22 protein-coding genes and 2 pseudogenes are annotated in these 19,662 nt (G+C 62.0%); 15 read left to right on the forward strand and 9 right to left on the reverse strand.

Features of this window, described 5'->3' with window-relative positions:
* Positions 1–22 precede the first annotated feature (22 nt).
* Both CUR85_RS07930 and CUR85_RS07935 read left to right on the forward strand, forming a co-directional pair.
* Positions 23–1,246, forward strand: a complete 1,224-nt coding sequence (locus tag CUR85_RS07930; RefSeq protein WP_067261132.1) for a class I SAM-dependent RNA methyltransferase — start codon at positions 23–25, stop codon at positions 1,244–1,246.
* 112 nt (positions 1,247–1,358) lie between these two features.
* Entirely contained in the window at positions 1,359–1,856 is a 498-nt protein-coding gene (locus CUR85_RS07935; RefSeq protein ID WP_067261130.1) for a L,D-transpeptidase family protein, read from the forward strand.
* 62 nt (positions 1,857–1,918) lie between these two features.
* Here the strand turns inward: CUR85_RS07935 and dalA are convergent, their stop codons facing one another.
* A complete protein-coding gene (gene dalA, locus CUR85_RS07940; RefSeq protein ID WP_067261128.1) occupies positions 1,919–2,416 on the reverse strand; it encodes a divisome-associated lipoprotein DalA in 498 nt (165 codons plus the stop codon).
* Positions 2,417–2,584: 168 nt separating this feature from the next.
* Here dalA and CUR85_RS07945 point away from each other — a divergent pair, with 168 nt between their 5' ends.
* Both CUR85_RS07945 and CUR85_RS07950 read left to right on the forward strand, forming a co-directional pair.
* Complete coding sequence (locus CUR85_RS07945) at positions 2,585–3,196, forward strand: L,D-transpeptidase (protein ID WP_067261126.1); 612 nt, start codon at positions 2,585–2,587, stop codon at positions 3,194–3,196.
* 140 nt (positions 3,197–3,336) lie between these two features.
* A complete protein-coding gene (locus tag CUR85_RS07950) occupies positions 3,337–3,519 on the forward strand; it encodes a hypothetical protein (RefSeq protein ID WP_067261136.1) in 183 nt (60 codons plus the stop codon).
* A gap of 105 nt (positions 3,520–3,624) precedes the next feature.
* Here CUR85_RS07950 and hemH read toward each other — a convergent pair whose 3' ends face one another.
* Both hemH and CUR85_RS07960 read right to left on the reverse strand, forming a co-directional pair.
* The gene (hemH, locus tag CUR85_RS07955) at positions 3,625–4,701 is read right to left on the reverse strand and encodes a ferrochelatase (protein WP_067261125.1); all 1,077 of its coding nucleotides are present in this window, start codon (positions 4,699–4,701) and stop codon (positions 3,625–3,627) included.
* A 54-nt stretch (positions 4,702–4,755) separates the two neighbouring features.
* Positions 4,756–5,573: pseudogene (locus tag CUR85_RS07960) on the reverse strand (methyltransferase domain-containing protein).
* Between the two features lie 64 nt (positions 5,574–5,637).
* Between CUR85_RS07960 and CUR85_RS07965 the strand changes: the two are divergent.
* The 4 genes and pseudogenes from CUR85_RS07965 (at position 5,638) to CUR85_RS07980 (ending at position 7,894) form a co-directional block, all read left to right on the forward strand.
* Positions 5,638–6,318 (forward strand): ComFC family protein, encoded by a 681-nt coding sequence (locus tag CUR85_RS07965; RefSeq protein ID WP_343245422.1) that lies wholly within the window; start codon positions 5,638–5,640, stop codon positions 6,316–6,318.
* 37 nt (positions 6,319–6,355) lie between these two features.
* Complete coding sequence (gene grxC, locus CUR85_RS07970) at positions 6,356–6,616, forward strand: glutaredoxin 3 (RefSeq protein ID WP_067265371.1); 261 nt, start codon at positions 6,356–6,358, stop codon at positions 6,614–6,616.
* Positions 6,613–7,442, forward strand: a pseudogene (locus CUR85_RS07975) (carbon-nitrogen hydrolase family protein). Before grxC ends, CUR85_RS07975 begins: the two are co-directional and overlap by 4 nt.
* Before the next feature lie 11 nt (positions 7,443–7,453).
* On the forward strand, positions 7,454–7,894 hold the full coding sequence (locus CUR85_RS07980; protein WP_067265366.1) for a MarR family winged helix-turn-helix transcriptional regulator: 441 nt from the start codon (positions 7,454–7,456) through the stop codon (positions 7,892–7,894).
* Here CUR85_RS07980 and ubiG read toward each other — a convergent pair.
* Complete coding sequence (gene ubiG / locus CUR85_RS07985; RefSeq protein ID WP_067265363.1) at positions 7,869–8,639, reverse strand: bifunctional 2-polyprenyl-6-hydroxyphenol methylase/3-demethylubiquinol 3-O-methyltransferase UbiG; 771 nt, start codon at positions 8,637–8,639, stop codon at positions 7,869–7,871. The genes CUR85_RS07980 and ubiG overlap by 26 nt on opposite strands.
* Before the next feature lie 48 nt (positions 8,640–8,687).
* Between ubiG and pip the strand changes: the two genes are divergently transcribed.
* From pip to infB, 7 genes are all read left to right on the forward strand, one after another.
* Complete coding sequence (pip, locus tag CUR85_RS07990; RefSeq protein WP_067265361.1) at positions 8,688–9,659, forward strand: prolyl aminopeptidase; 972 nt, start codon at positions 8,688–8,690, stop codon at positions 9,657–9,659.
* A complete protein-coding gene (locus CUR85_RS07995) occupies positions 9,656–10,393 on the forward strand; it encodes an ABC transporter substrate-binding protein (RefSeq protein ID WP_280322578.1) in 738 nt (245 codons plus the stop codon). Before pip ends, CUR85_RS07995 begins: the two co-directional genes overlap by 4 nt.
* Positions 10,390–10,518, forward strand: coding sequence for a hypothetical protein (locus CUR85_RS08000; RefSeq protein ID WP_280322579.1), 129 nt, complete (start codon positions 10,390–10,392; stop codon positions 10,516–10,518). Before CUR85_RS07995 ends, CUR85_RS08000 begins: the two co-directional genes overlap by 4 nt.
* 136 nt (positions 10,519–10,654) lie before the next feature.
* Positions 10,655–11,233: a ribosome maturation factor RimP gene (gene rimP, locus CUR85_RS08005; RefSeq protein ID WP_067265355.1), complete on the forward strand. Its 579-nt coding sequence runs from the start codon at positions 10,655–10,657 to the stop codon at positions 11,231–11,233.
* Complete coding sequence (nusA, locus tag CUR85_RS08010) at positions 11,233–12,861, forward strand: transcription termination factor NusA (protein ID WP_067265353.1); 1,629 nt, start codon at positions 11,233–11,235, stop codon at positions 12,859–12,861. Before rimP ends, nusA begins: the two co-directional genes overlap by 1 nt.
* A gap of 20 nt (positions 12,862–12,881) precedes the next feature.
* Entirely contained in the window at positions 12,882–13,502 is a 621-nt protein-coding gene (locus CUR85_RS08015; RefSeq protein WP_067265350.1) for an RNA-binding protein, read from the forward strand.
* Positions 13,503–13,511: 9 nt separating this feature from the next.
* Positions 13,512–15,980 carry a translation initiation factor IF-2 gene (gene infB, locus CUR85_RS08020; RefSeq protein ID WP_067265348.1) on the forward strand — a complete coding sequence of 823 codons (2,469 nt, stop codon included), beginning with the start codon at positions 13,512–13,514 and terminating at the stop codon, positions 15,978–15,980.
* 9 nt (positions 15,981–15,989) lie between these two features.
* Here infB and CUR85_RS08025 read toward each other — a convergent pair whose 3' ends face one another.
* From CUR85_RS08025 to argJ, 5 genes are all read right to left on the reverse strand, one after another.
* Positions 15,990–16,274: a hypothetical protein gene (locus CUR85_RS08025; protein ID WP_280322580.1), complete on the reverse strand. Its 285-nt coding sequence runs from the start codon at positions 16,272–16,274 to the stop codon at positions 15,990–15,992.
* 8 nt (positions 16,275–16,282) lie between these two features.
* Complete coding sequence (locus tag CUR85_RS08030) at positions 16,283–16,795, reverse strand: metallophosphoesterase family protein (protein WP_280322581.1); 513 nt, start codon at positions 16,793–16,795, stop codon at positions 16,283–16,285.
* Positions 16,792–17,709: a diacylglycerol/lipid kinase family protein gene (locus tag CUR85_RS08035; RefSeq protein WP_067264289.1), complete on the reverse strand. Its 918-nt coding sequence runs from the start codon at positions 17,707–17,709 to the stop codon at positions 16,792–16,794. Before CUR85_RS08035 ends, CUR85_RS08030 begins: the two co-directional genes overlap by 4 nt.
* Before the next feature lie 320 nt (positions 17,710–18,029).
* On the reverse strand, positions 18,030–18,428 hold the full coding sequence (gene mutT, locus CUR85_RS08040) for an 8-oxo-dGTP diphosphatase MutT (protein WP_067264286.1): 399 nt from the start codon (positions 18,426–18,428) through the stop codon (positions 18,030–18,032).
* A 4-nt stretch (positions 18,429–18,432) separates the two neighbouring features.
* Positions 18,433–19,659, reverse strand: a complete 1,227-nt coding sequence (gene argJ, locus CUR85_RS08045) for a bifunctional glutamate N-acetyltransferase/amino-acid acetyltransferase ArgJ (RefSeq protein WP_067264284.1) — start codon at positions 19,657–19,659, stop codon at positions 18,433–18,435.
* Positions 19,660–19,662 lie beyond the last annotated feature (3 nt).

Consider the following 19,662-nt stretch of genomic DNA (forward strand, 5'->3'; position numbering starts at 1 on the left):
TTTGCCGCGCTATGGGCAGGCTATGACTGAACATGAAATCTTGCGTCTCGGCCACCACGGCGATGGCATCGCCCAAGGTCCGATCTTTGCCCCGATGACCCTGCCGGGGGAAACCGTCACCGGCGTTGTCGATGGGCAGCAGCTTCGCGATCTGCGGATCGTCACCCCCTCCGACCAGCGGGTCGCACCGCCCTGTCGCCATTTCAAATCTTGCGGCGGCTGCCAGTTGCAGCATGCCGCGGATGATTTCGTGGCGGCTTGGAAGGTCGATGTGGTGCGCAACGCGCTTTCGGCTCATGGGTTAGAGACAGAATTTCGCCCCATCCAAACCTCCCCCGCGCAATCGCGCCGTCGGGCGACCTTTGCCGCGCGGCGGACCAAAAAGGGCGCTATGGCGGGCTTTCATGGCCGCGCTTCTGACGTGCTGATCGAGGTGCCGGGCTGTCAGTTGGTCGATCCCGCCTTGCTGCCGGGGCTGAAGGTGGCCGAAGAACTGGCGCTGATCGGCACCAGCCGAAAGGCCGAATTGGCCGTCACGGTCACCCTGTCGGAAGAGGGGCTGGACGTCTCTGTCGCCAATGGCAAACCGCTCGACGGGCCGCTGCGCCAGCAATTGGCACAGGCCTGTGAGGCTCTCTCTCTGGCGCGGCTCACTTGGGATGGCGAGGTGATCGCGATGCGCGCGCCGCCCGTACAGCGCTTTGGCGATGCGCCGGTCACGCCGCCGCCGGGCGCCTTCTTGCAGGCCACCCGCCATGGCGAAGCAGCTTTGCTAGAGGCGGTCAGGGACGCCGTGGGCGAGGCCGAGGTCGTGGCCGATCTTTTCGCAGGTTGCGGCACCTTTGCCTTGCCCCTGGCGCAGCAGGCGCGGGTGCACGCGGTGGAAGGCGATGCCGAGATGATCGCCGCGCTGGAAGGGGGCTGGCGTCGGGCCAAGGGGGCAAAACCGCTCACCGCCGAGACGCGCGATCTGTTTCGCCGACCGCTCCTTCCGGATGAACTGGCCAAGATCGACGCCGTGGTGCTCGACCCGCCCCGCGCGGGGGCCGAAGCGCAGGTGGCCGAGATCATCCGCGCCGAAGTGCCGCGCGTGGCCTATGTCTCCTGCAATCCGGTGAGCTTTGCCCGCGATGTGCAGAACATGGTCGCGGCAGGCTATCGGCTGGACTGGGTACAGGTGGTCGACCAGTTCCGCTGGTCGTCCCATGTGGAACTCGCCGCCTGTCTGACCCTGCCTGAAAGCTAATCCACGGCCCCATATGACGCCGCGGATCACCGCTTTTTGAGTGAAATTAATCCCTCTCTATGGTAACGCGGATAAAAATGGCCGGAATGGCCGGGGCGTTGAGGGCACAGTGATGAAACGCAGGACGATGATACTTGGCGGCACCGCTATGGTGGCGCTTGGCGCGTGCAGTAGCAGTAAGTTCAAGCGCTACAACGGTCCTGAAGTGACCTATGTGGTTGTGAACAAAAGCCAACGCCGCATGATGCTGTTGCACCATAACCGCGTGCTCGAAGATTACCGGATTAAACTGGGCTTCGCTCCGGTGGGTCACAAAGCCTTTGAGGGGGATGGCCGAACGCCCGAAGGGCTGTACCGAATCGACCGTCGCAACCCGAACAGCCGTTTCCACCTTTCCGTCGGGATCGATTACCCGAACGCGCGCGATATCGAAAACGCCCGCGCCATGGGCAAAAGCCCGGGCGGCGATATCTTTATCCACGGGCAGAAAGACCCGCGGAAGAAGGAAAAGCACGATTGGACTTGGGGCTGTATCGCGGTCACCAACAAGGAAATCGAGGATGTTTACGCGATGGTGCGGGACGGCACGCCGATCCTGATCACACCCTAAGGGCCGCTTGATACGACACCGGCCCCCGCAGGGGCCGGATCGGTCGGTTAATCAGACAAAGATCAGTTGCCGACGACCATCGTCCACCAGATCTTGCCACCGTTTTCCTGATGCCATGCGAAACCCATCTGGCGGCCATTTGGGGCCATCAAGATGCGGCGCGTGTCGGGTTGCTCCATCCATGCGGCGAGGGTCTCAAGCTCGGTCTCATAGGTTTCCGAGATCACCTCGCCGACCAGACCGCCGGTATAGCCCACGCGCTGGATGCGATCGATCGGCGAGGACCCGTCAGAGCCGAAATGCCAGGGGCGGTTTTGCACCGCCATATCGCGCGAATGGGTGGCGGCAGCGGCGTTCAGCTTGGCATCCAGCGCCAGCGGCGTCACCCCGGCAGAGCTGCGCAGCGCATTGACGGAGTCGAGCATGCGGAATTGGATCGTACCCGCGTCGGAGCGGCTGATGCGGTAGGTGCCGCCAGCTTTGCCGCCGGTCGTGCTGGACGGGGTACAGGCAGATAGCGCAACCGTCAGCGCCAGTAGAATGGACAGGATACGGATCATATGAGCGCTCCACGCAATGAAGTTTTTTCTGCCTTACATCGGGGCGCGTTGCAGTTCAAACGCACATAGGCATGACTCTGCCGTGCGGCCCCGGTTTCAATTGAAACTGCGTCTTTCGAGCCATATAACTGGCATTAATTAGCATAATTTCAGTTTTGGAGACGCTCCATGTCCGCTCCCCGTTTTTCGATCAAGAGCCGCCGTGGCTTCCTTGCTGGCAGCGCCGCGATGCTCGCCACACCCGCGCTGGCGCAAAGCACCTCTTCCTTCAACTCCACCGCCACGACCGAGACGGAGCGTGACCTGACCGAAGCGGTCAAGCGCAATGTCTCAAGTTTCCGGATGCTGGATTGGCGCCCCTATTTCAGCAACACGCGCAATGGCGCGGTGCTGGTCGATATCGACAGCCGGGCGGTGCACTACTGGTCTGAGGATCAGAGCGTTTACAAACTCTACCCCTCTTCGGTGCCGCTGACCGAAGACCTCACACGCCGTGGCCGGACCCGTGTCATCAAAAAGGTCGAGGGGCCAAGCTGGCGCCCGACGCCGTCGATGCTCAAGCGCAATCCCGAATGGCCGCCCTATGTCGGCCCCGGCCCGGACAACCCTCTGGGCACCCATGCGCTGTACCTCAGCTGGACCTATTATCGTATCCACGGAACCCACGACACAAGAAAAATTGGACGTAAGTCTTCCAATGGTTGCATCGGGCTCTATAACGAACATATCGCCGAACTTTTTGCCCTGACGAAGGTCGGCACGCAGGTGTTGCTTATTTGACGACATCCCCTGATTCCTTGATGCAATAGCTGATTCCGGGTTTGCAAACTTTTGCCGATACTGTTTAGAACAGGATTACGAGGTAAGTCTTGGGTGCGTGTATGTGTATGATACAGCACGCCTATTCTGGAGGTTATGTTATGAAGAAACTCGTTCTCGCCGCTGCTCTGTCCGCTGCTGCATCGACTGCTTTTGCTGGTTCGCTGGCCGAGCCGATCGTCGAAGCACCGGTCATCGTGGAAGAAACAACAGGTTCGTCCTCGGGCATCCTGGTTCCCCTGATCCTGCTGGCTCTGGTTGCCGCAGCTGTTGCTTCCGACTAATCGGAACTGACGATCAAACGGAAAAGGCGGTGCAATGCACCGCCTTTTTTGTATTCTGCGTAAGGCTTTGAAAAAGGGGCCGCCGCGGCGACCCCAAGGCGGGGCTTAGTCCAGCCAGCCGCCCAAGTTCTCGGTGATGATCGTGGTCAGCGTTTCGATATGCGCCGCATCGTCGTTCAGGCAGGGAATATAGGTGAAATCCTCGCCGCCTGCCTCTTCAAAGCTTTCCTTGATCTCTTCGTTGATCTCTTCCAGCGTTTCGATGCAATCGGCCGAGAAGGCAGGCGCGCAGACAGCGATGCTTTTCTTGCCCGCCTTGGCCTGACGCGCGACCTCTTCGACGGTATAGGGTTGCAGCCATTCCTCGGGGCCGAACTGCGACTGGAAGGTCGTGATGATCTCACTGTCCTGCCAGCCTAAACGCTCTTTCAGCAGGCGCGTCGTTTTCTGACATTGGCAGTGGTAGGGGTCGCCCTCCATCAAATAGCGCTGCGGCAGGCCGTGGTAGGAGCAGACCAGCAGATCGGGCTTCTTGTCCTTCGCGGCATAGGCCCGCTCGACCGATTGGGCCAGCGCTTCGATATAGTCAGGCCGGTCGAAATAGGGGGCCACGGTGCGCGAAGCGGGTTGCCATTTTTCCTTCGCCAAAGCGGCAAAGAAAGCGTCATTTGCCGTTGCCGTGGTCGCCCCGGCATATTGCGGATAAAGCGGGAAAAACAAGATCTTCTGGCATCCAGCGGCGACCATTGCCTCGACTTTGGAGCGGGTCGATGGGTTGCCATAGCGCATGGCGTAGTCGACCATCACATCGGCCCCGTAGCGCGCCTCAAGCGCCGCTTTGATCTTGGCGGTTTGCGATTTGGTGATCGTCGCCAGCGGGCTTTCGTTCTCGGCCTCGTTCCAGATGGATTTATAGGCCGCGCCGCTGGCAAAGGGGCGTTTGGTGAGGATCACCGTCTGCAACAGCGGTTGCCATTTCCACGGGCTATAGTCGATCACACGGCGGTCTGAGAGGAACTCACTTAGGTAACGGCGCATTGACCAATAGTCATAGCCATCCGGCGTGCCAAGGTTGGCGAGCAGAACACCAACCTTGGGACGCGGGACTTTCGGGTGATCGCCGGGGCCGTGTTCGGGCCGGGTGGCGTCGGCTTGGGCGGATTGGGGCTGGGCTGCCTGCATGGGGGTTTCCTCGCACATGTGATCCGCGCAGAGATAGCCGCTTTGCCGATTGGGTCAATCGGGGAGGGGTTCCTCGCGACTATTCAGCGCATCTGCCAGCCGTTGCTGCGCCGATCCGGGGCGCAGTGGTTTCTGCTGGCTTTCGTCCGGTGCCCAACCGGCAAGAAAGATCATGTCGAAAGTCGCCGTGATCCGGCCCGAGGCGGCGGTGAAATGCGTGGCGTAAAGCTCAGCCGCGCGGGTCAGCACGGCGCGGCCCGTGGGGCGGCGCAGGCGGGCTTGCAGGGCGTTGGTCTCTCCCATCTCGCGCAGATCACGCATCAGGGCCCATGCGTCATCATATTCCACGGTCAGCGGTTGGCTATCGGCCACGGGCAGGGCCAGCCCCGCGCGTTGCAGCAGCGCGCCCAGATCGCGCAGTTCCCCATCGGGGCGATGCGGGGCGACAGGCCACCGGTCACTTCGGCTTCGGCCTGGCCAAGGCAGGCGCGCAGCTCATGCAGGGTTTGCCCGCCAAGCGCCACGGCCTGTAACAGCCCGTCAGGGCGCAGTGCGCGGCGGCATTGGATCAACTGGCCGATGGGGTCATTCGCCCAATGCAGCCCCATGGCGTGGATCACCAGATCATGCGCCTGCGGTTCCAGCGCCAGCACCTCGGCCTCAGGGACGATCTCGGCCTTCGGAAAAGCCTCTGCCCAGACCTGCGGGAAGGCGGTCACGATGGCCGGTGCGGTAAACGTTTTCTTAACCAAACTCAGCCGATCCTGAACCTCATCGGCGGCTGCCTGTTGCAGGAACATGCCCCGCGCCGTCGCGCGGGCGCGGTGCTGGGCGAGGGCCTTGGGGTCGGTCAGGGTGGGCTGTGCTGTCATGGGGAACACATAGAATGCCGCCACGGGGACTTCAAACAGCAGTGTCGCTTATCTATCCGCCGCGTTGTCTGGGCTGCGGGGGCTTGTCGATGCGGATTTCGGCCTCTGCGGCACCTGCTGGCGCGACACGGCCTTCATCGGGGGAACGGTCTGCGATGCCTGCGGCGTGCCCCTGCCGGGCGGCGGGGATGTGGGTTCACCCCATTGTGATGCCTGTCTTGCCACGCCGCGGCCTTGGGCGCAGGGGCGCACGGCGCTCATCTACCGCGATATGGGGCGCAGGCTGGTTCTGGCGCTGAAACATGGCGACCGGCAAGAGATCGCCCGCCCCGCCGCGCGCTGGATGGCGCAAGCGGCACAAGGCATGTTGCCGCAAGAGGCGCTGATCGCGCCGGTGCCGCTGCATTGGCTGCGTTTGCTGAAACGGCGTTACAATCAATCGGCTCTGCTGGCCAAGGCGCTGTCAGCGGAAACCGGGCACCGCTGGTGTCCCGATCTGTTGCAGCGGGTCCGGCATACGCCCTCGTTGGAGGGTTTGGGCCGTGCAGCCCGGTATCGCGTGTTGGAACAGGCGATCCGCGTGCATCCTCGGCGGCGGCACCGTATCATGAGGCGACCGGTGATCTTGGTGGACGATGTCTTTACCTCCGGCGCCACATTGACCGCCTGCACGCAGGCCTGTCTGGCCGCCGGGTCCGGCCCCGTTTTCGTGCTGGCACTGGCGCGCGTGGCCAAAGAGACCTAGATCACTGTGCAACGTTAACTGTTCAAAGGGTGATCCTATGCAACCTGTCGAAATCTACACGTCGCCGCTCTGCGGTTTTTGCCATTCCGCCAAACGCCTGCTGACCCAAAAGGGCGCAGCCTTTGACGAAGTCGATGTGCTGTCGGAGCCAGAGCGCAAAAAAGAGATGATCCAGCGCGCTGGCGGTGCCCGCACCGTGCCACAGATTTTCATCGGCGATGTGCATGTCGGTGGATGCGATGAGCTTTATGCGCTGGACCGTGCCGGCAAGCTGGACGCATTGCTGAGCGACAGATGAAAATCGCGCTGCTGCAACTCAACGTCTCGGATGACCCCGCCGCCAATCTGGTCGAGACCCGCGCTCTGCTGGGCGAGGCGGTGGCGGGCGGGGCCGAGTTTGTCCTGACCCCCGAGGTGACGAATTGCGTCAGCACCAGCCGGTCCCATCAACAGTCGGTGTTGGCCTATGAGGAAGACGACGCCACCCTCGCGGCCCTGCGCGAAGAGGCGGCGAAGGTGGGCATCTGGCTGCTGATCGGCTCGCTCGGTCTGAAAACGCGCGGGGAGACGGGCGCTTTGCCAACCGGTCTTTCCTGATTTCCCCGCAGGGGGAGATCGTCGCGCGCTATGACAAGATCCATATGTTTGATGTGGATATCAACGAGACCGAAAGCTACCGCGAGTCCGCGGGCTATCGCCCCGGTGACAAAGCCGTGGTGGCCGAGACGCCTTTTGGCAAGATCGGCATGTCGATCTGCTATGACATGCGTTTTCCGGCGCTTTATCAGGCGTTGGCCGAGGCCGGTGCGCGTATCCTGACCATGCCAGCGGCCTTCTCTCCGGTCACCGGGGCCGCGCATTGGCACAGTCTGCTGCGGGCGCGGGCGATCGAGAATGGCTGCTATGTGCTGGCCCCGGCCCAGACGGGCACCCATGCCAGCGCCGCGCATAAGACCCGCGACACCTATGGGCATTCTCTGGTCGTGGCCCCTTGGGGGGAGGTTGTGTTGGATGCCGGGACGGCCCCCGGCGTTTACTTTTGTGACATGGACATGGAAGAATGTGACAAGGCCCGCGCCAAAGTGCCCAGCCTTGCCAACCGCCGCCCCTTTGCCGCGCCCTGACCGGACCGAAAATGACCGACGATAAAAACACCCTTGCGATCATGTTGTTCGGAGAATTGCTGGCCGCCGACCAATCGGTGCGCAGTCGCCTGACACGGGTGCTGCCGCGGGGGATGGAGATCTCGCATTTCTCGGTGCTGAACTCGCTTTCGTGGCACGGCGGCGAACGCTCGCCCGCGCAACTGGCCGAGACCTTCAACGTTACGCGCGGGGCGATGACCAACACGCTGAGCAAGCTCGAATGGGCGGGTTACGTTCATATCCGTCCCGATTGGGACGACGCGCGGCGCAAGATGGTCGCGATCAGCCCCGCCGGGCGGCAGGCGCGGGATGCGGCGGTGAATGCGATCACGCCGATGATCTCGAACGTGGTGGGGGAGCTTGGCGAAGAACAGGTCCGCGCCACGCTCCCGATCCTGCGCGCGCTCAGACGTCAGTTGAGCCAGGGTTGAGGCCCGGATTAAGGCTGGCGGTGACGTAGTTCACGCTTAGATCCCGATCCGAAAGCCGCCACGACCATGCAACGGGGTTAAAGACGAAACCTTTGCGATCCACCGGCTCCAGCCCGGCGCGGCTCAGCAGCTCAAAGAGTTCATCTGGGGTGATGAACTTGTTCCAATCATGGGTGCCCTTGGGCAGCCAGCGCATCACATGCTCGGCCCCGACAATCGCCATCATAAAGGACTTTGGATTGCGGTTCAGGGTCGAACAGATGTGCAGCCCGCCGGGTTTCAGCAGGCGGCGACATGCGATCAGATAGTCGATGGGAGAGGCAACATGTTCGACCACCTCCATGTTCAGCACCACGTCGAACTTCTCACCAGCATCGGCCATATCTTCGGCGGTGGTGTGGCGGTAGTCGATCTCCAGCCCCGATTGCTGCGCGTGGATCTGCGCCACGGGGATGTTGCCTGCCGCGGCATCCGCGCCCACCACTTCGGCCCCAAGCCGCGCCATCGGTTCGGACAGCAACCCGCCGCCGCAGCCGATGTCTAGGATGCGCAACCCCTCGAAAGGGGCAGAGCCCGTCAGGTCGCGGTCGAACTCCCCCGCGATCTGGCTGGTGATATAGTCCAACCGGCAGGGGTTCAGCATGTGCAGCGGCTTGAACTTGCCGTTCAGATCCCACCATTCGGCGGCCATGGCTTCGAATTTGGCGATCTCGGCGGGGTCGATGGTTGATTGATCCGCTTGCATTCTGATCTCCCTGTGCTCTTTTGGGTTCAATGACTATATAGGGCGGCAATGGACAAGTATCCCGACCAAAAACGCGGCGCGCCGCATCTTTATCCGCCGGTTGAGCCTTTCGACCAGCGGATGTTGTCCGTAGGGCAGGGGCATCAGGTCTATGTCGAGCAATGCGGCAACCCCGAGGGCATCCCCGTCGTGGTGCTGCATGGCGGCCCCGGCGGCGGTTGCAGCCCGGCGATGCGGCGGTATTTCGACCCTAAGGTTTACCGCGTGGTGCTGTTCGATCAGCGCGGCTGCGGCCGCTCCACCCCGCATGCTTCGGTTACCGACAACACGACATGGCATCTGGTCGCGGATATCGAGCTGATTCGCACCACGCTTGGCATCGACAAATGGATGGTCTTCGGCGGCTCTTGGGGCGCGACGCTTTCGCTGATCTATGCCCAAGCGCACCCCGAAGCGGTGCGCCATCTGATCCTGCGCGGCGTCTTTCTGATGACGCAGGCCGAGCTTGATTGGTTCTACGGCGGCGGGGCCGGGCGGTTCTGGCCCGAACTGTGGGCGCGTTTCGTGAACCTGATCCCCGAAGATGAGCGGGACGATCTGATCGCGGCCTATCACCGGCGGCTCTTCTCGGGCGATTTGCGGGTCGAGCAGGACTATGGCCGCGCATGGGCCGCTTGGGAGAATGCGCTGGCCTCGGTACATTCCGATGGCGTTTCGCATGGCGGGCCATTGGCCTATGCGCGGGCCTTTTCGCGGTTGGAGAACCATTATTTCACCAACAATGGCTTTTTGGAATTCGACGGTCAGATCCTCGAACATATGGGGCGGATCGCGCATATCCCGGGGGTCATCGTGCAGGGGCGCTATGACATGATCTGCCCGCCTGCGGGGGCCTATGCGCTGGCCGAACGCTGGCCCAATGCCGACCTGCGGATGATCCGGGATGCGGGCCATGCCCTGTCGGAGCCGGGGATCAGTGCCGAATTGGTGCGCACGATGGATAGGATCGGGCAGCGATGAGCGGGCGCAACTCTTTGCTGGATCGCCGGGCGCTTTTCACCACCGGTGCGGCGGCGGCCCTGCTGGCCGCGACAGGTGCGAGCGCGGGGGAGCCGCCCCGGCGGGGGGGGCGTTTGCGGTTGGCGCTTTCGGGTGCCACGCGAGAGGACACTTGGGTCAATGGCGATGGGCTCTTCATGCAGGTTGCGCGGCAGGGGATGATCTTTGACACGCTGACCGAAGTCACCGGCAATGGCATCCTCAAAGGTGAGTTGGCGACCGGTTGGCAGGCCAGCGATGGCGCCCGGCAGTGGCAGTTCGATCTGCGCCCCGATGTGCGTTTTCACGATGGCAGCCCCCTGAGCGCCCGCGATGTGGTGGCCAGTTTACGCGGTCTGCTGGCCGGGGCCGAGGTCGCCGTTCAGGACAATCTGCAAGTGCAGGTCACATTGGCGGCGGCGAATCCTGACCTGCCGCTCCTGCTGGCGCAATCGCCCTATGTGATCCGCCCCGCACATGCGCCCGAGGCCGGGATCGGCACCGGGCTTTACCGTCTGCGGCGCTTTTCCGCCGGACGTCAGGTTTTGGCCGAACGGGTAGAGACGCATTACAAGGACGGCACCGCCGGGTGGTTCGATACGGTCGAACTGGTGTCGCTCCCCGCCCGTGAGGTGCGGGCGCAGGCGCTGAGCGAAGGGCTTGTTGATGCAGCGGATTTACCCGCGCGGCCCCGTTACCGCGACCGGGGGATGTGACCCTTCAGGCTGATAGCGCAGGCGGGGTCAGCGCATTGTCGGGCGATCTGCGCCAGCCGCCGAACCCCGGACGCCAAGCGCCGATGGACAACCTGCGCGCGCCCGAGCGGTGGTGGTTCGGCTGAGAGGGGTTGCAGTTTCGCCGCATTCGGCCTATATCCCCTTCAACAGCGGCGCTTTCGGGTCCAAACCGAAGGCTCCACCGAATTCGTGAACGGGCCGCGCGCCCGTTTTTTTGTGCCCAGTGAAAATGGATGTCTCATGTCGAATGACCTGATCGCCAAAGCCGCCATCGACCGCCGCCTGGCCGAGATCATCACCCCGGTGATCGAGGACATGGGCTTTGAACTGGTGCGCGTGCGCCTGATGTCGGGCAAGTCCACCACCCTGCAAGTCATGGCCGACCGGCCCGAGGGCGGGATCGAAGTGGATGAATGCGCCAAGATCTCGCAGGCCATCGGCGCCGTGCTGGATGTCGAAGATCCGATCTTGGATGAGTATTCGCTTGAGGTCTCGAGCCCCGGCATCGACCGCCCACTGACGCGGCTTAAAGATTTCGATGCTTTCGAAGGCTATGAGGCCAAGATCGAGACGACCGAACTGATCGATGGCCGCCGCCGCTTTAAGGGTGAGCTGGCAGGTGTCGAGGGTGGCGAAGTGCTGATCAACGTCGAAGAAGGCACCATCGGATTGCAGTTCGACTGGCTCAGCGATGCCAAGCTGGTGCTGACCGACGACCTGATCAAGGAAATGCTCCGCCAGCGCAAAGCGTCTGGTGCGATCGACGAAACCGATTTTGATGATATCGAGACTGAAGAGTCTGCTGAGGGAGACACCTAATGGCCATTACATCTGCAAACCAGCTTGAGCTGTTGCAAACCGCCGAGGCGGTGGCGCGCGAGAAGATGATCGACCCCGGTCTGGTCGTCGAAGCGATGGAGGAATCCCTCGCCCGTGCCGCCAAGTCCCGCTATGGCGCCGAGATGGACATCCGGGTCGACATCGACCGCAAGACCGGCAAGGCCACCTTCACCCGCGTCCGCACCGTGGTCGAGGATGACGAGCTTGAGAACTATCAGGCCGAGTTCACCGTAGAGCAGGCCAAGCAGTACATGGCCGACCCCAAGGTTGGTGACACTTTCGTCGAGGAAGTACCCCCGGTTGAAATGGGCCGCATCGCGGCGCAGTCGGCCAAGCAGGTGATCTTGCAAAAGGTCCGCGAAGCTGAGCGTGACCGCCAGTACGAAGAATTCAAAGACCGCGCCGGGACCATCATCAACGGACTGGTCAAGCGCGAGGAATATGGCAACGTCATCGTCGACGTGGGCGCGGGCGAAGCGATCCTGCGCCGGAACGAGAAGATTGGCCGCGAAAGCTATCGCCCGAACGACCGCATCCGCGTCTATATCAAAGACGTGCGCCGCGAGCAGCGCGGCCCGCAGATTTTCCTGAGCCGCACCGCGCCTGAATTCATGGCCGAGTTGTTCAAGATGGAAGTGCCGGAAATCTACGACGGCATCATTGAGATCAAAGCGGTTGCCCGCGACCCCGGTTCGCGCGCCAAGATCGCCGTTATCTCGCATGACGGTTCCATCGACCCAGTCGGTGCCTGCGTCGGTATGCGCGGCTCTCGTGTGCAAGCCGTGGTGAACGAGCTTCAGGGCGAGAAGATCGACATCATTCCGTGGAATGAAGACCAGCCCACCTTCCTTGTGAACGCGCTTCAACCTGCTGAAGTGTCGAAAGTGGTTCTGGACGAAGAAGCCGGTAAGATCGAAGTCGTCGTGCCTGAAGAGCAACTGTCGCTCGCGATTGGCCGCCGTGGTCAGAACGTGCGTCTTGCCAGCCAGTTGACCGGTCTCGACATCGACATCATGACCGAAGAGCAGGAAAGCCAGCGCCGTCAGGCTGAGTTCGAACTGCGCACCAAGCTGTTCATGGACAACCTCGATCTCGACGAATTCTTCGCCCAGCTTCTGGTCTCCGAAGGCTTCACCAACCTCGAAGAAGTGGCCTATGTCGAAGTCGACGAGCTGCTGGTCATCGACGGTGTGGATGAAGACACGGCGGGTGAGTTGCAGGCCCGCGCCCGTGACGTGCTCGAAGCGCAGAACAAAGCGGCGCTTGATAACGCCCGCGCATTGGGTGTCGAAGACAGTCTGGTTGAATTTGAGGGGCTGACCCCCCAAATGATAGAAGCGCTGGCCAAAGACGATGTCAAAACGCTGGAAGATTTCGCCACCTGTGCCGATTGGGAACTGGCTGGCGGCTGGACCACGGTCAATGGCGAGCGTGTCAAAGACGACGGCGCGCTTGAGCCCTTCGATGTTAGCCTCGAAGATGCGCAGGCCATGATCATGACCGCCCGCGTCATGCTGGGCTGGGTCGACCCGACCGAGCTTGAGGACGATGCGGAAGAAGACGACGTAGAAACAGACGGCGAAACCGCCGAGGAGGCCGAGGCCTAAGCGGGCCTCGGGGGTTGCACATGGGACGCGGTGGCGCCTCGAATGACCGCTCAGACGGTGCGGAACGCAAGTGCATCGCTACGGGCGAGGTGCAGCCGAAACACGGGTTGATCCGTTTCGTGGTCGGCCCGGACAATCAGGTCTACCCGGATATTCCGGGTAAACTGCCGGGCCGGGGCATCTATGTCGCGGCGGATCGTGCGGCGCTGGAATTGGCCATCAAGAAAAAGGCCTTTTCCCGCTCGGCGAAACAGCCGGTCACCCTGCCCGACGGGCTGGTCGACGAGGTCGAGCAGCAGTTGGCGCGCCGGGTGGTGGAGCTGATCTCGCTCCAGCGCAAGGCGGGCAAGGCGGTCGCCGGTTACGAAAAGGTCAAGGGTTGGTTGCAAACCGAAGAGGCCGAAGTATTGATACAGGCCGTAGATGGGTCAGGGCGCGGTAAGTCCAAGCTGAGTACCCCACACTATGGTCATTACATCGGTTGGTTGACAGCCGATGAATTGGGTTTGGCATTCGGTCGCCAAACTGTGATACATGGGGCGCTCGCCTCTGGTGGACTCACGCAACGTGTTGTAGAGGAAGCCGGTAGACTTAAAGGCGTGCGCGTAAACGAGGGTGGCAACGGCCATCCGAAAGGATAGACGAGCTTCATGAGCGATAGTGACGGCAAGAAAACATTGGGTCTGCGCGGTGGCGCACGTCCGGGGAACGTAAAGCAAAGCTTTAGCCACGGGCGTACCAAAAACGTTGTGGTCGAAACCAAGCGCAAGCGTGTTGTGGTGCCCAAACCGGGTGGCCAGAAATCAACAGGTCCGGGCGCCGGGCCGATTGGCGATCCCAAGAAGCGCCCCGCGGGCATCACCGATGCCGAGATGGAGCGCCGTCTGAAGGCCGTTCAGGCCGCCAAGGCCCGTGAGGCCGAGGAAGCCGCGCAGCGTGAAGCCGAGGAAAAAGCCCGCGCCGAAGAGCGTGAGCGTCGCCGGGCCGAGATTGAGGCCAAGGAACGCGAAGAGCGTGAGCGCGAAGAAAGCCTCAAAGCCAAGGCCGAAGAAGACGCGCGTCGCAAGGCAGAGGCCGAAGCGGCTGCTGCTGCCCCCGCGCCGGAACCTGCCGCTGCACGTGAGCCGGGCAACAAACCTGCGCCCGCCGCCACGCCGCGCAAAACCACGGACCGTGACCGCGACGACAGCAAGAAGCGCAGCAAAGGTGGCGACAGCCGCCGCGCGGGCAAGCTGACCGTCAATCAGGCGCTTGCCGGTGGCGAAGGTGGCCGTCAGCGTTCCATGGCGCAGATGAAGCGCAAGCAGGAGCGTGCGCGTCAAAAAGCGATGGGTGGTCAGGTCGAGCGTGAAAAGATCGTGCGCGACGTGCAGCTTCCGCCCGCCATCGTGGTCTCTGAGCTTGCCAACCGTATGGCCGAAAAGACCGGCGCGGTGGTCAAGGCGCTGATGCAAAACGGCCTGATGGTGACCCAGAACGAAACCATCGACGCCGATACAGCCGAGCTGATCATCGAGGAATTCGGCCACAAAGTGGTGCGCGTTTCCGACGCCGACGTCGAAGATGTCATTAAAGAGGTCGAGGACGATCCGAAGGATCTGCAATCGCGTCCCCCGGTCATCACGATCATGGGCCACGTCGACCACGGCAAAACCTCGCTTCTGGATGCGATCCGCAACGCCAAGGTTGTGGCGGGCGAAGCTGGTGGCATCACCCAGCACATCGGCGCCTATCAGGTGAAAACCGACAACGGCACCGTGCTGTCCTTCCTCGACACGCCCGGCCACGCGGCCTTCACCTCCATGCGCTCGCGCGGGGCTCAGGTGACGGATATCGTGGTTCTGGTGGTTGCGGCGGATGACGCCGTGATGCCGCAAACGATCGAAGCGATTGCCCACGCAAAAGCGGCCAAGGTGCCGATGATCGTGGCAATCAACAAGATCGACAAACCCGCCGCCAATGCCGACAAGGTCCGTACCGATCTGCTTCAGCACGAAGTCATCGTCGAGAAGATGTCGGGCGATGTGCAAGACGTCGAAGTTTCGGCGGCGACAGGCCAAGGTCTCGACGATCTGCTCGAAGCCATCGCGCTGCAGTCGGAAATCCTCGAACTTAAGGCGAACCCGAACCGGGCCGCCGTGGGTGCGGTGATCGAAGCGCAGCTTGACGTGGGTCGCGGCCCTGTGGCGACCGTGCTGGTTCAGAACGGCACGTTGCGTCAGGGCGATATCTTCGTCGTGGGTGAGCAGTACGGTAAGGTTCGTGCGCTGATCAACGACCAAGGCGAGCGCGTCAAAGAAGCCGGGCCTTCGGTGCCGGTTGAGGTGCTGGGCATAAACGGCACGCCCGAGGCCGGTGACGTGCTGAACGTGACCGAGACCGAAGCGCAGGCCCGCGAGATCGCCGAGTACCGCGCCCAGGCCGCCAAGGACAAGCGCGCCGCTGCCGGTGCCGCCACCACGCTGGAACAGCTGATGGCCAACGCCAAGGCGGATGAGAACGTCAGCGAGCTGCCGATCTTGGTCAAAGCCGATGTGCAAGGTTCTGCCGAAGCGATCGTTCAGGCGATGGAGAAGATCGGCAACGACGAAGTCCGCGTTCGGGTTCTGCACTCCGGTGTGGGCGCGATCACCGAGACGGATGTCGGCCTTGCCGAAGCCTCCGGCGCGCCGATCATGGGCTTCAACGTGCGTGCCAATGCCTCGGCTCGGAACACGGCGAACCAGAAGGGCGTCGAGATCCGCTACTACTCGGTCATCTATGACCTTGTGGATGACGTGAAAGCGGCCGCAAGCGGCTTGCTGAGCGCCGAGATCAAAGAGAACTTCATTGGCTACGCCAATATCAAAGAGGTCTTCAAGGTCACTGGTGTGGGCAAAGTCGCAGGCTGTCTGGTCACCGAAGGCGTCGCCCGCCGCAGCGCCGGTGTGCGTCTGCTGCGCGACAACGTCGTGATCCACGAAGGCACGCTGAAGACGCTCAAGCGCTTCAAAGACGAGGTGCCCGAGGTTCAGTCCGGTCAGGAATGCGGCATGGCATTCGAAAACTACGAAGACATCCGTCCCGACGATGTGATCGAGATTTTCGAGCGCGAAGAAGTGACCCGCACCTTGGCCTAAGCCGAGTGCTTACAAGATGAATTCCCCAGAGGCCCGGTCGAATTGCCGGGCCTCTGCTTTTGTGAAGACCTTCTTGCTGTCATCGAAACTAATCCGCGCCAGATTGACGTGTAGGGGCGAGATATCGATCAGGTTGAAGTCATTCGGCTCCCCTCGCTGGCGCGAAGACAGGCTGGTGCCCGCGTGCAACTGGATCGCCAGATGACCGTCATGCTCTGGCGCCGGATGGGCAAAGGTGCCCGCGTGCCAAATGTGCAGATGCCCCGAGAGGATTAGGTCCGCGCCGCAGTCCAAGAGCCGCCTCAGCGCGCGTTTCGCGCCCGGAATGGGCTTTTTGTGGGTCTCGTTGGGGTGATCCAGCGGATGGTGGCAAATGGCGATGCGCAGGGTCTTTTCCCCCCGCGCGACAGGGCGCGGCAGGCGCGGCCCAAACGGCGCAGGCCCAGTTTGCCGGTCTGCCATTTGAACCGATCAACGGTGTTGATCCCCACGGCGACAAAATCCGCCCCCTCATGTACCGGTGTAAGGTCGTGATCGATCCAACGCCGGTAATAGCGCCACGGGGCGAAAAACCGGGTAAAGGGGCGGTGCAGCGGAATATCGTGATTGCCCGGCACGCTCAGCACCGGTGCGTTGATCCTGTCGATAAAGGCCCGCGCGGCGCGATATTCCTTTTCCCGCGCCCGTTGGGTCAGGTCGCCCGAGATGATCACCAGATCGGGGTCATAGCCATTCACCGCCTCTAGGAGCGGCACCAATAGGTCGGGGCGGTCTTTGCCGAAGTGCAGGTCGGATAGGTGGATCAAACGGCTCATCGCACGGCCTTTCCAGCCGTGGAGGGCACAAAGATATGGATGGGCGAACTGGCGCGAGTGAGCTGGTACGGGCCGCGCATCACCGCGATCTCCCCATCCCGCGCGACATAGCGTTTGCGCTGTTTCATGCGTATCTCAATCTCGGACCCGCAGAGCATTTCATAGTCCGTGTGATGCTTCGCGCGGCCCGTCGCCAGCGCCACTGCATGGCGCAACAAGCCGAAACGATAGGTGTCAGGAGCGACCAGCAGCACCATATCACCGCGCGCGATGCAGTCCTGCCCATCAAGCCCCATTTGATCCAACTGGAAGGCGTTGTTCACCGCGAAAACCAGCGGAGTGCGCAACTGGGTCTCTTTCCCGTCGACCACGATGGTCAGTTTGAGCGAGGTGCGGAAATCCATCAAGGCTTTGATCACCGACCAATAGGCGGCGATCCGGCTGCGTCCCCAACGACGGTAGATGCCTTCGCGCGTTTTGAGGATGGCGGGATAGGCCCCGATGCTGGCGTTATTCAAAAAGGTCTCACCATTGATCGTCGCCACATGCACCGGGCGGCTGTCGCCAGCGGCGATGACATCGACGGCTTCTTCAAGGTTCTCTGGAATGCCCATCGACCGCGCGAAATAGTTGAAGGTGCCCTGCGGGATGATGCCGAGCGGGCGGTCGTGGTCTAGCATGGCCGAAGACACGCCCGAGATTGTGCCATCCCCGCCCGCGACGGCAATGATCCCTTGGCCCCAAGACAGCGCCTCGCGCGCTGCGCCGGCAGGGTCGTTGCGTTTGTCGATGTGAATGAATTCCGCCGTGATCCCATGCCGCGCAAAGGCGGAGCGGATCGTGTTTTCGGCTTGGTCACCGTCTTGACGGCCTGAACCGCGGTTCAGAATGACGATAGCGCGCTTCGATGACATAAGTTCCCCTGCCAAATGCTCGGGGAAAACGCGGTGGAACGCCTATTTGTTCACCTCAATAGGCGTTCCGAAGAGATTTTTCAGACAGGCTTGCCTTCGTAAATCTTCCCGTCGACCTGAACGGCCATGCGACCGCCTGCCAACATTTTTACAAAGATACCCTGAACGTAAATGGAACTTCCGATTGCGATGGTTCTCAACATGTCGGCACCCTTTCATACAGATGTTACAACTATGCCTCAGGATGATGCGCATTCGGTTAAAAAATCCGCAACATGCTGAGCGATTGCCGTTCACTAGTGCAATTCTGCCACTCTGCGCTAGAGCCAATCACGCAATATTGATATAAGTGGCACGTCTGCCTCGGGCATCGGATAGGCGCGCATTTCGTTCGGGCGTACCCATTTCAGGGTCTGCCCCTCGCGCGAAACCGGGGTGCCGCCCCATTTGCGACAGGCGAACAGCGGCATCAGAAGGTGGAAATCACTGTAGCTGTGGCTGGCAAAGGTCAGCGGGGCAAGACAGGATTCCCATGTCTCGATCCCCAGTTCTTCGTGCAACTCGCGGATCAGCGCCGCCTCTGGCGTCTCTCCGGGTTCGATCTTGCCGCCCGGAAACTCCCAAAGGCCCGCCATCGGCTTGCCTTCGGGGCGTTGGGTCAAAAGCACGCGACCATCGATGTCGATCAAGGCCGCGGCGGAAACCAGCACTGTCTTCATCTGCTCAGGACCGGTAATCGGCGTTGATGTCGATATAGCCGTGGGTCAGGTCACAGGTCCATACGGTGCACTGCCCCTCGCCAAGGCCCAGATCGACGCCGATGGTGATGTTCTGACCCTTCATATGCGCGGCGGCATCCTCTTCGGAGTAGTCGGGGCTGCGCCATCCGTCGCGCGCGACTTCGATATCGCCGAACCGGATCGACAGACGATCACGGTCCGCCGCGGCACCGGATTTCCCGATGGCCATGACGACGCGGCCCCAGTTGGGGTCTTCGCCCGCGATTGCGGTCTTGATTAGGGGGGAGTTGGCGATGGCCATGGCGTGGATCTTGGCCTCGTCATCGTTGGAGGCACCGGTCACGGCCACCTCGACGAATTTCTGCGCGCCTTCGCCGTCTTTGACGACCTGATGCGCGAGGTCCATCATCACGTCCCGCAGCGCCGCGTCGAAGGCTTCATTGCCCGATACATCGACACCGGAGGCACCTGTTGCGGCCATGATCAGCGCGTCGGAGGTGGAGGTGTCACTGTCGACAGTGATGCAGTTGAACGTTGTCTCGGTATGGGTTGAAAGGCGCTGTTGCAGCTCATCCGTCGCCAGCACCGCATCGGTAAAGATATAGACCAGCATGGTGGCCATATCGGGCGCGATCATGCCCGATCCTTTGGCGATCCCCGCGATAGAGACGGTTTTGCCGTCGATCTCAACCGTGGCGCTGGCCCCTTTGGGGAAAGTGTCCGTCGTCATGATGGCGCGCGCCGCGTCCTCGATGCCCGCGGGGTCAAGCTGAGCATGCAGATCACCCAGCACGGCGGTGATGCGTTCATGCGGCAGGGGTTCGCCGATGACACCGGTGGAGGAGGTGAAGACCCGCGCTTGCGGCACGCCGCAGGCCTCTGCAGCGGCGGCGGTGATCGCTTCGACCGCGTCGGTGCCGCCCCGCCCGGTAAAGGCATTGGCGTTGCCCGAGTTCACGACAATGGCGGCGCCTTCGTCCGAGGCGCCGCCAATTTTTGCCTGGCAGTCCAGCACCGGGGCCGCGCGGGTGGCGGAACGTGTGAACGCCCCCGCCACGGCGCTGCCCGGCGCCAGTTTCGCCAACATCACATCGGTACGCCCTTGATAACGCACGCCCGCGGCGATGGTGGCGAATGTCACGCCGTCGATAACCGGCAGTTCGGGAAAACGGGCCGGGGCGAGCGGCGAGACAGCCAGGGATTTAGCCATGAG

Source organism: Sulfitobacter faviae (assembly GCF_029870955.1).
In the GTDB taxonomy this organism is placed as follows: Bacteria; Pseudomonadota; Alphaproteobacteria; order Rhodobacterales; family Rhodobacteraceae; genus Sulfitobacter; species Sulfitobacter faviae.

What these genes read in the sequence shown, in the direction of transcription:
- CUR85_RS07930 (WP_067261132.1), top strand. Translation starts at nt 23, where the DNA reads ATGACTGAACATGAAATCTTGCGTCTCGGCCACCACGGCGATGGCATC.
- CUR85_RS07935 (WP_067261130.1), top strand. Translation starts at nt 1,359, where the DNA reads ATGAAACGCAGGACGATGATACTTGGCGGCACCGCTATGGTGGCGCTT.
- dalA (WP_067261128.1), bottom strand. Translation starts at nt 2,416, where the DNA reads ATGATCCGTATCCTGTCCATTCTACTGGCGCTGACGGTTGCGCTATCT.
- CUR85_RS07945 (WP_067261126.1), top strand. Translation starts at nt 2,585, where the DNA reads ATGTCCGCTCCCCGTTTTTCGATCAAGAGCCGCCGTGGCTTCCTTGCT.
- CUR85_RS07950 (WP_067261136.1), top strand. Translation starts at nt 3,337, where the DNA reads ATGAAGAAACTCGTTCTCGCCGCTGCTCTGTCCGCTGCTGCATCGACT.
- hemH (WP_067261125.1), bottom strand. Translation starts at nt 4,701, where the DNA reads ATGCAGGCAGCCCAGCCCCAATCCGCCCAAGCCGACGCCACCCGGCCC.
- grxC (WP_067265371.1), top strand. Translation starts at nt 6,356, where the DNA reads ATGCAACCTGTCGAAATCTACACGTCGCCGCTCTGCGGTTTTTGCCAT.
- CUR85_RS07980 (WP_067265366.1), top strand. Translation starts at nt 7,454, where the DNA reads ATGACCGACGATAAAAACACCCTTGCGATCATGTTGTTCGGAGAATTG.
- ubiG (WP_067265363.1), bottom strand. Translation starts at nt 8,639, where the DNA reads ATGCAAGCGGATCAATCAACCATCGACCCCGCCGAGATCGCCAAATTC.
- pip (WP_067265361.1), top strand. Translation starts at nt 8,688, where the DNA reads ATGGACAAGTATCCCGACCAAAAACGCGGCGCGCCGCATCTTTATCCG.
- CUR85_RS07995 (WP_280322578.1), top strand. Translation starts at nt 9,656, where the DNA reads ATGAGCGGGCGCAACTCTTTGCTGGATCGCCGGGCGCTTTTCACCACC.
- rimP (WP_067265355.1), top strand. Translation starts at nt 10,655, where the DNA reads ATGTCGAATGACCTGATCGCCAAAGCCGCCATCGACCGCCGCCTGGCC.
- nusA (WP_067265353.1), top strand. Translation starts at nt 11,233, where the DNA reads ATGGCCATTACATCTGCAAACCAGCTTGAGCTGTTGCAAACCGCCGAG.
- CUR85_RS08015 (WP_067265350.1), top strand. Translation starts at nt 12,882, where the DNA reads ATGGGACGCGGTGGCGCCTCGAATGACCGCTCAGACGGTGCGGAACGC.
- infB (WP_067265348.1), top strand. Translation starts at nt 13,512, where the DNA reads ATGAGCGATAGTGACGGCAAGAAAACATTGGGTCTGCGCGGTGGCGCA.
- CUR85_RS08030 (WP_280322581.1), bottom strand. Translation starts at nt 16,795, where the DNA reads ATGAGCCGTTTGATCCACCTATCCGACCTGCACTTCGGCAAAGACCGC.
- CUR85_RS08035 (WP_067264289.1), bottom strand. Translation starts at nt 17,709, where the DNA reads ATGTCATCGAAGCGCGCTATCGTCATTCTGAACCGCGGTTCAGGCCGT.
- mutT (WP_067264286.1), bottom strand. Translation starts at nt 18,428, where the DNA reads ATGAAGACAGTGCTGGTTTCCGCCGCGGCCTTGATCGACATCGATGGT.
- argJ (WP_067264284.1), bottom strand. Translation starts at nt 19,659, where the DNA reads ATGGCTAAATCCCTGGCTGTCTCGCCGCTCGCCCCGGCCCGTTTTCCC.